At 61.3% G+C, this 13906-nt stretch carries 11 protein-coding genes; 3 read left to right on the top strand and 8 right to left on the bottom strand.

Annotated features, from left to right (window positions below; genetic code table 11):
- Positions 1–8: 8 nt before the first annotated feature.
- Entirely contained in the window at positions 9–2882 is a 2874-nt protein-coding gene (gene uvrA / locus P3T22_RS25875; protein ID WP_063494707.1) for an excinuclease ABC subunit UvrA, read from the bottom strand.
- A gap of 369 nt (positions 2883–3251) precedes the next feature.
- On the opposite strand from uvrA, the gene P3T22_RS25870 reads away from it, so the two are divergent.
- Both P3T22_RS25870 and P3T22_RS25865 read left to right on the top strand, forming a co-directional pair.
- Positions 3252–4442 carry an MFS transporter gene (locus tag P3T22_RS25870; protein ID WP_429326534.1) on the top strand — a complete coding sequence of 397 codons (1191 nt, stop codon included), beginning with the start codon at positions 3252–3254 and terminating at the stop codon, positions 4440–4442.
- Positions 4443–4634: 192 nt separating this feature from the next.
- The gene (locus tag P3T22_RS25865; protein ID WP_028199106.1) at positions 4635–5174 is read left to right on the top strand and encodes a single-stranded DNA-binding protein; all 540 of its coding nucleotides are present in this window, start codon (positions 4635–4637) and stop codon (positions 5172–5174) included.
- 98 nt (positions 5175–5272) lie between these two features.
- On the opposite strand, the gene P3T22_RS25860 is transcribed toward P3T22_RS25865, so the two are convergent.
- A complete protein-coding gene (locus P3T22_RS25860) occupies positions 5273–6073 on the bottom strand; it encodes a DUF4239 domain-containing protein (RefSeq protein ID WP_063494716.1) in 801 nt (266 codons plus the stop codon).
- A gap of 305 nt (positions 6074–6378) precedes the next feature.
- Between P3T22_RS25860 and P3T22_RS25855 the strand changes: the two genes are divergently transcribed.
- On the top strand, positions 6379–8019 hold the full coding sequence (locus tag P3T22_RS25855; protein ID WP_429326533.1) for a methyl-accepting chemotaxis protein: 1641 nt from the start codon (positions 6379–6381) through the stop codon (positions 8017–8019).
- 159 nt (positions 8020–8178) lie between these two features.
- Here the strand turns inward: P3T22_RS25855 and P3T22_RS25850 are convergent, their stop codons facing one another.
- Genes P3T22_RS25850 through P3T22_RS25825 form a run of 6 tightly spaced genes read right to left on the bottom strand, consistent with a single transcriptional unit; the run spans position 8179 to position 13468 of the window.
- Positions 8179–8988: a c-type cytochrome gene (locus tag P3T22_RS25850; RefSeq protein ID WP_063494718.1), complete on the bottom strand. Its 810-nt coding sequence runs from the start codon at positions 8986–8988 to the stop codon at positions 8179–8181.
- Positions 8985–10610 carry a b(o/a)3-type cytochrome-c oxidase subunit 1 gene (locus tag P3T22_RS25845; RefSeq protein ID WP_063494719.1) on the bottom strand — a complete coding sequence of 542 codons (1626 nt, stop codon included), beginning with the start codon at positions 10608–10610 and terminating at the stop codon, positions 8985–8987. Before P3T22_RS25845 ends, P3T22_RS25850 begins: the two co-directional genes overlap by 4 nt.
- Complete coding sequence (locus P3T22_RS25840) at positions 10597–11169, bottom strand: cytochrome C oxidase subunit II (protein ID WP_063494720.1); 573 nt, start codon at positions 11167–11169, stop codon at positions 10597–10599. The genes P3T22_RS25845 and P3T22_RS25840 overlap by 14 nt, the downstream gene beginning before the upstream one ends.
- A 2-nt stretch (positions 11170–11171) precedes the next feature.
- Positions 11172–11348 (bottom strand): hypothetical protein, encoded by a 177-nt coding sequence (locus P3T22_RS25835; protein ID WP_167378501.1) that lies wholly within the window; start codon positions 11346–11348, stop codon positions 11172–11174.
- 24 nt (positions 11349–11372) lie between these two features.
- Positions 11373–12755: a c-type cytochrome gene (locus P3T22_RS25830; protein ID WP_429326532.1), complete on the bottom strand. Its 1383-nt coding sequence runs from the start codon at positions 12753–12755 to the stop codon at positions 11373–11375.
- Positions 12752–13468, bottom strand: a complete 717-nt coding sequence (locus tag P3T22_RS25825; RefSeq protein WP_063494722.1) for a c-type cytochrome — start codon at positions 13466–13468, stop codon at positions 12752–12754. Before P3T22_RS25825 ends, P3T22_RS25830 begins: the two co-directional genes overlap by 4 nt.
- Between the last annotated feature and the right edge of the window lie 438 nt (positions 13469–13906).

Genomic DNA, 13906 nt, shown 5'->3' with positions numbered 1-13906 from the left:
GTGCAGCGTTACTTTCTACTGGCAGTGCGTTTCAAGAGCGGCGCCAGATACTTTCCGGTAAAACTTGCCTTCGCCTTGGCGACCTGCTCCGGTGTGCCTTGCGCAATGATCTGCCCGCCGCCGGCTCCGCCTTCGGGGCCGAGGTCGATGACCCAGTCGGCGGTTTTTATTACATCGAGATTATGCTCGATGATCACGACGGTATTGCCCTGATCTCGCAAACGATGAATGACTTCCAGCAGCAATGCGATATCGTGAAAGTGCAGACCGGTGGTCGGCTCGTCCAGGATGTATAGCGTGCGACCGGTGTCGCGCTTGCTCAGTTCCAAAGATAGTTTGACGCGCTGCGCCTCGCCACCCGACAGGGTGGTCGCCGACTGGCCCAGCCGGATATAGCCCAGACCCACGTCCAGCAAGGTCTTCAGCTTGCGCGCGACGACCGGCACCGGCTTGAAGAACTCGTAGGCGGTCTCCACCGTCATGTCGAGCACTTCGCTGATGTTCTTGCCTTTGTATTGGACGTCCAGCGTTTCGCGGTTGTAGCGTTTGCCGTGGCAGACGTCGCAGGGAACGTACACGTCCGGCAAAAAGTGCATTTCCACCTTCAGTACGCCGTCGCCCTGGCAGGATTCGCAGCGGCCGCCCTTCACGTTAAACGAGAAGCGGCCCGCTTCGTAGCCGCGTTCTTTCGCCGCGGGCACGCCCGCGAACAGTTCGCGGATCGGCGTGAACAGGCCCGTGTAAGTGGCCGGATTCGAGCGCGGCGTGCGGCCGATCGGCGACTGGTCGACGTTGATGACCTTGTCGAAATGCTCCAGCCCTTCGATCGATTCGTACGGCGCCGGCTCAGTGGACGAGCCATACAGGTGATGCGCGACCGCGTGGTACAGCGTGTCGTTGATCAGCGTGGACTTGCCCGAACCGGACACGCCGGTCACACAGGTCAGCAGGCCGACCGGCAGATCCAGCGAGACGTGCTGCAGATTGTTGCCGTATGCCTCGACGATGCGCAGACGGCGTTCGTCCGGTTCCTTGCGCTCGTCCGGGAATTCGATGTTGCGGGCGCCGGACATGTATTGCCCGGTCATCGATGCCGCGTTCGCCTCCACCTGCTTGGGCGTGCCTTCGGCGATCACCATGCCGCCGTGTTCGCCCGCGCCGGGACCCATGTCGACCACGTAGTCAGCCATGCGGATCATGTCTTCATCGTGTTCGACGACGATCACCGAGTTACCCAGGTCGCGCAGATGCTTGAGCGTGGCGATCAGCCGGTCGTTGTCGCGCTGATGCAGACCGATCGACGGCTCGTCCAGCACGTACATCACGCCGGTCAAACCTGAGCCGATCTGCGAGGCGAGGCGGATCCGCTGCGCTTCGCCGCCCGACAGCGTTTCCGCGCTGCGTTCGAGCGACAGATAGTCGAGCCCGACGTTATTCAGGAACATCAGCCGCGCGACGATTTCCTTGACGACTTTGTCGGCGATCTCGCGTTTCGAACCCTCGAGTCGCAGCGTCTGGAAATAGCCGAGCGCGTCGCGCAACGGCCAGCCGCTGATTTCGAAGATGCCGCGCGCGTCGCTGTTCGAGCCGATCCGCACGAAACGGGCTTCCCGGCGCAGCCGTGTGCCGGCGCAGGCGGGGCAGGGCTGGTTGTTCTGATACTTGGCGAGTTCTTCGCGCACCGCGACCGAATCGGTCTCGCGGTAACGCCGCTCCAGGTTCGGAATGATCCCTTCGAACACATGCTCGCGCACGGAAGTGCGGCCGCGTTCGTTGATGTACGAAAACGGAATCTCCTGCTTGCCCGATCCGAACAGCAGAATCTTGCGGACTTTCTCCGGCAGGTCTTCGACAGCCGTGTCGATGTCGAACTCGTAGAACGCCGCGAGACTTTGCAGCATCTGGAAGTAGAACTGGTTGCGCCGGTCCCAGCCCTTCACCGCGCCTGCCGCCAGCGACAGCGACGGGTGCGCGACGACCCGCTTCGGATCGAAGAAAGTGATCTGGCCGAGGCCGTCGCACTCCGGGCATGCGCCCATCGGGTTGTTGAACGAGAAGAGGCGCGGCTCCAGCTCCTGCAGCGAATACGAGCAGATCGGACAGGCGAACTTCGAACTGAACAGATGCTCCTTGTCCGTCTCCATTTCCAGCGCGATCGCGCGGCCGTCGGCGAGACGCAGTGCCGTTTCGAACGATTCGGCGAGGCGCTGCTTCATATCGCCGCGCACTTTCAACCGGTCGACGACCACGTCGATCGTGTGCTTGTCGTTTTTCTTGAGCTTCGGCAGCGAGTCGACTTCATAGATCTTCGCGACGCCTTCGTTGGCCGTGCCTCCGCCCGAACGGACGCGAAAACGGATGAAGCCCTGCGCCTGCATCTCTTCGAACAGCTCGACGTGCTCGCCTTTGCGGTTCGCCACCACTGGCGCGAGGATCATCAGCTTGGTCTCTTCCGGCAGGGCGAGCGCCGCGTCGACCATCTGCGAGACGCTTTGCGCCTCCAGCGGAATTTCGTGGTCCGGACAGTACGGCGTGCCGACCCGTGCGAACAGCAGCCGCAGATAGTCGTGAATTTCGGTGACGGTGCCGACCGTGGAACGCGGATTGTGCGAAGTCGCTTTCTGTTCGATCGAGATCGCCGGCGACAGGCCTTCGATCAGATCGACGTCCGGCTTTTCCATCAATTGCAGGAACTGGCGGGCGTAAGCGGAGAGACTTTCGACGTAGCGGCGCTGTCCTTCCGCGTAAAGCGTGTCGAACGCGAGCGACGATTTGCCCGAGCCGGATAGGCCCGTAATCACGACGAGCTTGTGACGTGGGAGGTCGAGATTGACGTTCTTCAGGTTGTGGGTGCGAGCCCCACGGATACGGATTTGTTCCACGCGTTATTCCAAGACTTGGCCCGTGACCTGGCGGAAAGAGGCGGAGGCTAAACCTGCTACTATAACGACTTTTCAAGACCGCCGTTACGGCTTCCTGACAGCCCGAAGAAGGCGCAAGGCAAGCTGTAAGGCAGGGGTCCAGCGCCGCAGGAAAGAGGTCTAACTGGGGCCACTTTCCGCGAGTACAAGGCGCCGCGAGGCTCCGGACGGGCGTGTAGCAAGGCCGCCGGCCCGAATGCCGCGCTGCAGCTTGCCGCCGTCCGGCTGTCCCGTGGTAAGCCGCCTGGTGGTGGCCGTCCTGCGGGGAAGGCCCGCCCGCGGTGTGCCGCCCAGCGGTAGGCCGCCCCGCTCATTCAAAGAACGCTCCCGATGTCCAATCCGTCCGCTACATCCTCACGCATGAGCGCGCCTGAAATGCGCGCGACCGTGTCGCTTGCCGCCATCTTCGCGCTGCGCATGCTCGGTCTCTTCATGATCATGCCGGTGTTCTCGATCTACGCGAAGACCATTCCCGGCGGCGACAACGTGCTGCTGGTGGGTATCGCGCTCGGTGCGTACGGCGTGACGCAGTCGATGCTGTACATCTTCTACGGCTGGGTCTCCGACAAGGTCGGCCGCAAACCGGTCATTGCGACCGGGTTGTTGATCTTCGCGCTCGGTAGCTTCGTCGCGGCGGCCGCGCACGACATGACGTGGATCATCGTTGGCCGGGTAATTCAGGGCATGGGCGCCGTGTCGTCCGCGGTGATCGCGTTTATCGCCGACCTCACCGCCGAAGAGCATCGCACCAAGGCGATGGCGATGGTCGGCGGGAGTATTGGCGTTTCGTTCGCGGTGGCGATCGTCGGTGCGCCGATCGTGTTTCAGTGGGTCGGCATGAGCGGCTTGTTCACGCTGGTCGGCATCTTCTCGATTCTGGCGATCGGCCTGGTGCTGTGGGTCGTGCCGGATGCGCCCAAGCCGGTGCACGTGCGTGCGCCGTTCGCCGAGGTGCTGCATAACGTCGAACTGCTGCGCCTGAACTTCGGCGTGCTCGTGCTGCACGCCACGCAAACCGCGTTGTTCCTCGTCGTGCCTCGTATTCTCGAAGCCGGCGGCCTGCCGGTCGCGTCGCACTGGAAGGTGTATTTGCCGGTGATGGGCCTCTCGTTCGTGATGATGGTCCCGGCGATCATCGCCGCGGAAAAACGCGGAAAAATGAAAATCGTGCTGCTGTCCGCGATCGGTCTTATCCTGATTGGACAGTTGTTGTTGGGCGTCGCACCGCATACGATTCTGAGTGTGGCGGCGATCCTCTTTGTCTACTTTCTCGGCTTCAATATTCTTGAAGCGTCGCAGCCTTCGCTGGTGTCGAAACTGGCGCCGGGAACCCGCAAGGGTGCGGCGGCCGGCGTGTACAACACCACACAGTCGATCGGTCTTGCTCTGGGCGGCGTGGTCGGCGGCTGGCTGCTTAAAGTGGACGGTCAAAGTGCGGTCTTTTTCACTTGCTCGGGGCTCGTCTTTTGCTGGCTTATAATCGCGGCAAATATGAAACAGCCGCCGCGCAAGAAGGCGTAAGAGCGCCCCCAACCCTGGCGCTCGCGCCAGGCCCCCCCGAGGGGATCAAGCAAACTTGGGGCGGCCCGGCGTTTTCTTGACAGAACTCACCCGGCGGCGGGCTGAGGCGCAGTTCCGATCTCCGGCCCGCTGGCTTGAGACGTGAATCGTGTGTTGCCGCGCCGCCCGCAACGGAATCAACAGGAGAAACTCATGGCATCCGTGAACAAGGTCATTCTCGTCGGCAATCTCGGAGCCGATCCGGAAGTCCGTTATCTTCCGAGCGGCGACGCAGTGGCGAACATCCGCCTTGCGACGACGGATCGGTACAAGGACAAAGCGTCCGGCGAAATGAAGGAAGCAACCGAATGGCACCGCGTGTCGTTCTTCGGCCGGCTCGCTGAAATCGTGTCCGAATATCTGAAGAAGGGCTCGTCGGTGTACCTGGAAGGGCGCATCCGCACCCGCAAGTGGCAGGCTCAGGACGGCACCGACCGTTACTCGACCGAAATCGTTGCCGAGCAGATGCAAATGCTGGGTGGCCGTGGCGGCTCGATGGGCGGCGGTGGTGATGAAGGCGGTTACAGCCGCGGTGAGCCGTCGGAGCGTAGCGGCGGTGGTGGTGGCGGCCGTGCGGTCTCGGGCGGCGGTGCTTCGCGCGGCGGTAGCGGTGGCGGCGGCGGTGGTTCGAGCCGTCCGAGCGCGCCGGCCGGTGGTGGGTTTGATGAGATGGACGACGATATTCCGTTCTAAATCTGACTAAAGCAGTTTTCGTTGGTAGCAGCCCGCCCTCCCATAGAGAGCGGGCTTTTTTGTTCACATCCCGACTTTTCTCGTCACCAAAAACCCCGTCACCGACGAAGATGCTCCAACGCGTCTCTCATTGGCAAACTTGACACGACAATCGGCCCGGTGAATGGCGTATCCAGATCGACAATCACATAGATAGCGGAAGCAATCGATACTGCTCCGATGGAGATAGTCACCAACGCCAACGCATTGCGCGGCGCGATCAATCCGAAGCTGAGAAAAATCACGCACAACCAGAACGTCAGCGTCATCAAAAAAGGCATAGAAATTGAGCTGTGCGCTTCCTCGATGATCTTCCATCGAGCGTCCACCGTTCGCCGATATTGAGTCAAGGCATCATCGAGCGCGCGCTGTTGTAATGGGTCGTGCGCTCGCAGTTGCCGCAACTGCCTGCCCACCGCGGTCAGCATATCGCCGAGCCGTACGTTCTCCAGTTTCTGCGAGTCGTCCTGGGTTCCGATGTTCCTCGGATAGTCACCGGCTGGAGCCGGCTCGCCCGGCCATGTCGATGCAATCGCCGCTGCGGTGTACACGCGCAGCAGGTTACGAGCCTCATCGGTATCGCTGCCATATTCCCGCAAGGTCGTGTCGAACTCGATCAGATCGGCCGCATAGGTGCGTAAATCATTCGATTCGGTATCGAAGCTGGATTTCGCGGACGCCGTCATCAACCCGAGCACCAAAGCGGCAAACGTCACCAGCATGCCGATAACCAGCTGGATGAGTTGTACGGTTTCGTGTGCCTTGTGCTCCTCTGGCAGCAAGGGGCGCACCCACACGCCAAAGCCGGTTCCGACAAGCAATAAAGCGAAAACCAGCAGGGCCGAGCCTATTTCTGACATAGAAATGCTCCGGAGATGTGCGCCTCGTCACTTTCTACCAGCCGCCGCTTGCCGACCACCCGGGTAGTCCCGCAAATGCCCCTGCTCAAACAGCGGCCGACTTCCGCTCGTATGTTGATGTATCGCAAACGTATGCGCCATCAACCATAAAGTTTTCTGTAGTCCCGCCGTAGACCATCTATGTGGCGTTCGCTTAAATTTTGATCAAAGGTTGCGGACCTGGCCATATGGGCTTGGGCGCAGCACGCGTGACCGAGACCAGTTTTCTGAACATTCGGTCAGGCAGCCCAACGGAGACAAGCCTGATGCTGAAAAATCTGTCGATTCGAACCCGCCTTACCCTGATGATCGTGTTCTTCGGCGTGGTGCTGCTGTTCGGCGCCGCCGCCGGACTGTTGTCTTTGCGTTCGAGCAACGCGTCGCTGCAACAGATGTACACCGTGGACACGCCCGCAGTCGCCGACCTCGAAGGTAGCGCTGGACAACTGCTGCGCCTGCGTCTGGCGCTGGCGACTTACGCATCGTTGGTCGACCTGAACGATCAGGACGGCGCGAACGCGGTGCTCATGCGCTTTGATCAGTATCAGAAAGCATCGAATGATCGCCTTGCCCATTATGTGAGCCGTGCGAGCACGGATGCTGACGAACAGCGCCTGATCAAGGACATGCAGGACAAGCGCGACACCTTCCTGCACGAGGGCGTCGATCCGGCGCTGGCCGCGCTCAAGTCCGGCGACAAGACGGCATTCGAACAGCTGCAGGCGCACAAGCTGCCGTCGCTCTATAGCGCCTACGAAAAGGCCATGCTCACGCTCGAGCAATTGCAACTCGATCACGGCGCCCAGCGCTATCAGGATGCACAGGATCTGTTCTACGCGATCTGCATTGCAGTGGCGATCGGCATGGGGCTGTCGCTGCTGGGCGCCTTGATCGGACGGGCGGTCATGGTGCGGGCTATTGTCAGTCCGGTCGACGCGACCATTGCGCAGTTTCAGCGGATTGCCAATGGCGATCTGACCAGCCAGGTCGACGTGACGAGCAATAACGAAATGGGCCGTCTCGCCGCGGCATTGCGCAAGATGCAGGACTCGCTGATCGAGACGGTGAGCGCCGTGCGTCACGGCACGGAATCCATCGATACGGGCGTGAGCGAGATTGCGGCCGGTAATGCCGATCTGTCGCAACGGACCGAGGAGCAAGCCGCATCGCTCGAAGAAACGGCGGCCAGCATCGAAGAGCTGACCTCGACGGTCAAGCAGACGGCGGACAACGCGAAGCAGGCGAGCTCGCTGGCGCAGGGTGCGTCAAGCCTGGCTGCGCAGGGCGGCGATCTGACGGAGCAGGTGGTGGGCACGATGCATGGCATCGTCGACGACTCGCGGCGGATTGCCGACATTGTCGGCGTGATCGAAGGCATTGCTTTCCAGACCAATATTCTCGCGCTGAACGCAGCGGTCGAGGCGGCGCGTGCGGGCGAGCAAGGGCGTGGGTTTGCGGTGGTGGCGAGCGAAGTGCGGTCGTTGGCACAGCGAAGCGCCGCGGCGGCCAAGGAGATCAAGGGGTTGATCGATGCATCGACGGCGCGAGTGCAGGCGGGGTCGCAGCTGGTCGAGCGCTCGGGGTCGACGATGACCGAGATTGTCGATTCGATTTCGCGCGTGAGTTCGATCATGAGCGAAATTGCGGCTGCGGCGCTTGAGCAGAGCACCGGGATCGATCAGGTGAACCTGGCTGTCGCTCAGATGGATGAGGTAACGCAGCAGAATGCCGCGCTGGTTGAGCAGGCCGCCGCTGCGGCTAGTTCGCTGGAGGAGCAGGCTCGAAGGTTGACTTCGGCGGTGGCTGTGTTTCAGACAGGGAGCGGGGTTTCTACTTTTGGCGGTTGGCGAAGTGGTTCTGCTGTTGGGGTGGGAAAGGTCGACGCGGGTGAGTTTGTAGCAGTTTGATGTTGAGTTGCCTTCGCGGTGCTTATTGCCTGTGCACCGTGGCCGTTACCTTAATTTCGATCATTTTTAATAGGTGCATTAACGACGGTGCGATACGCGGCAGCGAATCCTTCAATCAGGACGACCTTGTGCGCGCATCAAGCACCGCAACTCAACCCCTCACTGCATAGCAGCGTAATACTTAGCCACGCTATCAATCTCCGCCGAAGTCATCTGCCGAGCCACATTCCGCATCTGCTCATTAATATCGTTATGCCGGGCGCCGGAAGCAAACGCCCGCATCTGCGCAGCGAGATAAATGGACGACTGCCCTCCAAGCCAGGGCGCCGCCCCCTTACGATCCAGCTGTCCATGACAGGCCGCACAGGGCGCAATATTCCGCTGCGGATCGCCCTGCATGGCAAGCCTCACGGCATTCGCATCCGGTCCAACACCTGTGGGCAAAACCTCGGCCGCCGGCGCGCGAGACAGCGAAGCATAATAAGCCGCCAGATCGTGCAGATCCTGATCGCTGCGAGCCGCGATAATCGGCTGCATTACCGCGTTCTGCCGCACGCCGCTCTGATAGTCGCGCAATTCTTTATAGACCACGTCGGCATACTGCCCGGCCAACGCGGGCGCTGTCACCTGCACCGTGCCCAGCACGCCATGACACATCGAGCAATTCTGCGTCGCAATCGTCGCGCCGCGGCCAATCGAATTCGTGTCAGCACGCGCCCGCCGCAAAGGCGGCAAGACCACCACCTCGCTCGGCGCCGGGCCGGCAATATTGGCGCCGCCGTACCAACTCGACGGCGCACCCGCGGCGCTGCAAATCGTCGCCCATAAGCCACGCTCGCTGAATCCGCTATTGGCTGAAGGCAACCAGATGAAGCCAATCAGTATCGCCGCAATGGCAATCGCTACGGTACCGCCCAGGCTCACCGTGAACCACGGGTTGCGCAAGCTGAAGACGCGTTCCTGACTCATCGCTGCGCTCCGACGACAACTGCCGGCACCGACGTCTGCGGCAATCTGAGCAACTGAACGATCGGCACACTGTAGTTGACAACCGTCAGCCCGATCATCAACGCCACCCACAAGCCGAAACTATTGAGCGCGGCAGGCACGCGTTCCACCGGTTGCACCGCACTCGCAAAACGGAAACTCTGCTGCTCTGCCTGCGGTCCGAATTGCGACTTCGCGAGGATGTAGATGAACAGCACGCCGGACACCGCCAGAATTAGTCCACCCACCGCCGACATGCCCACCCAGAACGCCTGCGATTCCATCCCAGGCATGTTGTAGTCGTAGTAGGCCATGCGGCGCGGCGCACCGAGCAAGCCGACGTAGTGCCACGGCAGCGTCACCACCATCATGCCGATGAACCACAGCCACAGTTGCGTGCGCACCAGCTTCACCGACGCAATCGCGCGGCCGGTCAGTTGCGGCCACAGTTCGTACGCGATCGCGAAGTACATGATGACGATCGCCCCGCCGAAAATCAGATGGAAGTGTCCGGTCACCCACTGCGTGTTGTGCACCGTCGAGTTCAACTGGTAACTCATGTTGATCAGGCCACCCGCACCGCCCAGACCCAGCATCACGAACGAAAACGCGATCACCAGCATCATCGGGTTCTGCCACGGCAACGCGGTCAACCAGCCGAACGCGCCCTTGCCGCCGCGCAACCGTCCGGCGATTTCCACGGACGCGCAGATGGTGAACACCGTCAGCAACGTCGGCACCGACACCATGCCGGTAAATACCGCATGCAGGAATTTGAACCCTGAGCCGACCTGTGGATCGGCGAACAGGTGGTGAATGCCGATCGGCATCGCGAACACGAGGAACAGGATGAACGACACGCGCGCCATCGAATCGCTATAGAGCCGGCCGCCGATCGCGCGCGGCACCAGTGTGTAGTACGCGATGTAAGCCGGGATCAGCCAGAAGTAGACGATCGCATGCAGCGTCCACGAAAACAGGATGCGTGAAAGGCCCGCGTCGATCGTGTTGGTGAGGCCGAAGGCCACCGGCAAGATCTGGAACAGGATTTCGAGCGCCGCGCCGACCGCAGTCCATGCCCACAGATACGCGCCGGCCACATTGGCGAACATCGCGAGCGGTACGGGCTTGCCGGGATTGGCGCGTTTCCAGATCCGCAGATTCACGTGCATCAGCGCGACCCAGATCCATGAGCCGACCACCACCAGCACCACGCCGAGATAATAGAACGGACTGCCGATCATCGGCGGGTAAAACGTGTAGAGCACGGATGCCCTGCCGAGCGCGACCGGCACCACGGCCATCACCGCGCCGACTGCCAGCATCACGAGCGCGGCCCACGCCCATTTGAGGCCGACCAGCCGTTGCGCGAGCGCGAGTTCGACGATTGCGTAGCCGAAGCCCATCGATACCAAGGTAGGCAGCACGTAAGCCATCACCGTACCGTGCGCGGTCACCGATCGATAGTAGAGTTCGGGGTCGCCGACCCATGGCAGCAGCGGGCTGCGTACCAGCATTTGCCAGGCGCCCAGCAGCAGCGCGATCAGAAACGCGATGAAGGCTAGCCAGAAATGCGCGAGAACAAGTCGCTTAGCGTGAAACACAGCTGAGCCTCCGTGATTGTCGGGCTTGCTCGAAGAATGCGGCTTTGTCGATCACCTTCACGTGTGCCCACATGGTCTGGTGGCCGAAGCCGCAGAACTCGTGACACGGCATCAGGTGATCGGCAGGTTTGTCGAAGCGGGTATTCAGCGTGGCGACGTAGCCCGGCACGACCATCGTGTTGATGTTGGTGTCGGTGACGAGCAAACCGTGCACGACATCGGCGCTGGTGGTGCGGATCGTGATCGGCGTATCGGCGGGCACCAGCAGGCATTGCGGCGTGAACGAATACTGCTGCGCAATGAAGCGCACAACCACCGAGCCATCCGGTTCGACGGCGCTGCCGAGGTTGTCCTCGACGAATTCGCCGGACAGTTGCAGGCGCGAAGGGTCAATCGTCTCGACCCGCGACGGCGGCATCATCGCCCAATGCAGTCCCGAGAACACGATGACGGCGAGCATCAAAACGATCAGCGCTGTGGCAAAAATCGCCCAGCGGCGCTCGGCGCGTAAGGCGACTTCGTGGCCGCTGCCCGGTTGGTGATTGGAATCAGTCGACATAGTCAGTGGATGACGCCGCGCGGCAGAAAGACAAGAAAGTAGAAGCCGAACCAGATCGCCATGACGATCAGCGTGGCGACACCGGCCACGGCAATCGCACCATGCGGACCGGCCGCGACGACGCGTTCCACTTCTTCATCCGTCGGCGGGGCCGCGCTGCGGGTATCGTTCGCTTCCATCTAAAGATTCTCCAGTGCAGCAGTTCAATGCAGCGGCGCCTTGCGCAACTCGTTGACCTCGCGGGACGTCACCGGCTGGCCATGATTACCCCACGCAGTGCGGATATACGTGACGACGGCGGCGGCATCGGTGTCGTTCAGTTCCTGCCCGAAAGGCGGCATGCCGTATGGCTCGGGATTGCGCATGGTGCCGGGCGGGAAGCCACCATTCAGCACGATGCGGATCGGATTGACCGCGGAGTCCATTTCGATCGACTGGTTACGTGCGAGCGGCGGGTAATGCTGCAACTGGCCCTCGCCGTTCGCGCCGTGGCACAGGGCGCACTTGTCGGCGTAGATCTTTTCGCCAAGCGCGAACACGTTGGTATTGGTTGGCGCGGACGGCCCCGACTTGCGGCCTTGATTGTTCGGCAGCGTCTTCAAGTAGACGGCCATCGCCTTGACGTCTTCTTCTGTCATGTACTGAAGGCTGTGATAGGTGACTTCGCCCATCGGCCCGTACACGGCGCCGCGATCGGAAATGCCGGCCTGCAGCAGATCGACAATGTCCTTGATGCTCCAGTCGCCGAGACCGCCGTCCTTATCTGAGGTGAGCGATGGTGCGTACCAGTTTTGCACTGGAATCAGACCGCCGGCGAACTGCTCGCTTTGCGACGAGCCGCCGAGCATGTTGATCTTGGTGTGGCACATCGTGCAGTGCCCGAGCCCTTCGACCAGATACGCGCCGCGATTCCATTCGACCGATTTGGTCGGGTCCGGCTGGAACTCGCCTTCGCGGAAATACAGCGTGCGCCAGCCGTATAGCAGCTTGCGCTGGTTGAACGGGAAACTCAGCGCGTGCTTGTGATTCTGCTCGCGCACCGGTGTCACGGACTTCAGATAGGCGAAGATCGCGTTCGAGTCTTCACGGGTGACCTTGGTGTACTGAGCGATTGGCATCGCGGGGTAGATCATGGTGCCGTCCGGTGCGAGGCCGGTGCGCATCATCTTGAAGAACGCTTCCTCGCTCCATGTACCGATGCCGTACTGCGCATCCGGCGTGATGTTCGGCGAATACAGCGTGCCGAACGGCGTCTCCATGGCGAGGCCGCCGGCGAACAGCTTGCCGCGCGGCGCGGTATGGCAGGCTACGCAGTCGCCGGCCCGCGCCAGATACTCGCCGCGTTTGACGATGTCGGGCCGGGTGTCGGCTTTGTCGCTAGGGGCCTTTGTGGTCGCGGCCGTAGGCGTGGTTTCGGCGGCGCTTGCTTCGGCGATCGGTAACGCACGCGGCGCGCCGGAAAGCGCAGCGCTGGCGGCGGCGATCAAGCCGGCGATCAGCAAGCCTGATACGAGCGACACAGCAGTGCAACGGCGCTTCGTCATGGCATACGAAACAGGGCGGATCGGGCGGAGGGTCGGCTTCATTGCGGTTGGCTCCCGCATGCGAGAGGCAGCCGTTCAGCGGACGCCGGCGCAGGCCGCGGATCGGCGGGGCGCGGTTGGCGCGCGAGCCAGCTCGATACCGCGGTGATGTCCTTGTCGGTCAGCCTGACGGCAATCGAATGCATACAGTCCGGAGCGAGCGCGTGACGCGTGCCCGAGCGCCACGTGCCCATCTGTCCGGCGATGTAGCTCGCATGCAGGCCGAGCAGGCCTGGAATGCCAGGTTGCGCACCCGTCATGCGTGCTCCATGACAAGCGATGCACGCCGGAATCTTGCGCGCCGGGTCGCCTTGGGTGACGAGCCGCTGTCCGGCTGCGAGCACGGCCGGTGCGACATCGGTGTGATCGGAATTGGGGTAGGGCGGTTGCAGGTCGGCGAAATACTGGCTGATCTTGCGCAGATAGTCGTCGGGCAGAAAGGCGAGCAGATAGCCCATTGGCGGATAAGTACGGCCGCCGTCGCGAAATGAGGTTAACTGATTAAACAGATAGTCGGCCGGTTTGCCCGCGATACGCGGGAAGTAATCGTTGTTCAGGCCTTGACCTTGCACGCCATGACACGAGGTGCAGGCGCGTACGCGCTCGTCCATGGCCGAGGGCATCGCGCCTGGTGCGTCAGTGGCTGCGAGCGCCGCACCACGCCACATGACGTAAAACACCAACAGGATCGAAAATCCGATAGTTCTACGATGCACGCCAAGCCTCGTTGGGGGAACGGTTATTTTCGCTATTTGTTTCTCACGCGTTCGCCCACGAATTCACTAATGGATTCGATGAACGATGCATGACAGGCCTGTTAATTCTTCTTTTATAACGACTGCATGGGCAGCGAATCGAAACGGATTTATTAAAAAGACGCGGTATTGAAGAGACGTGGCAATGCAATTGCTTTGCAAAACAGTGGGCCGCCTGAATGCGCCGATGAGAAGGGGCTTTCGGGCTGCGCTAATAACGCTTGATGTGTTTGGCAGACGCGTATCAGGTTGCAGGAATTTATTCGATACGTCAATAAAATTTGAGGGGCCAATCGTCGGTGTATTTGATTAGCATAGGCGTCGATCAGCGCGCCTTCAATATTTATTCCGCGTCTGGTTTGAGTGCGGGCTTCTTCGTCGAATGCGCTCGATGTACTG

This window comes from Paraburkholderia sp. GAS348 (genome assembly GCF_050434205.1).
Classification (GTDB): domain Bacteria; phylum Pseudomonadota; class Gammaproteobacteria; order Burkholderiales; family Burkholderiaceae; genus Paraburkholderia.
This window is presented reverse-complemented; position numbering and strand designations above follow the sequence as displayed.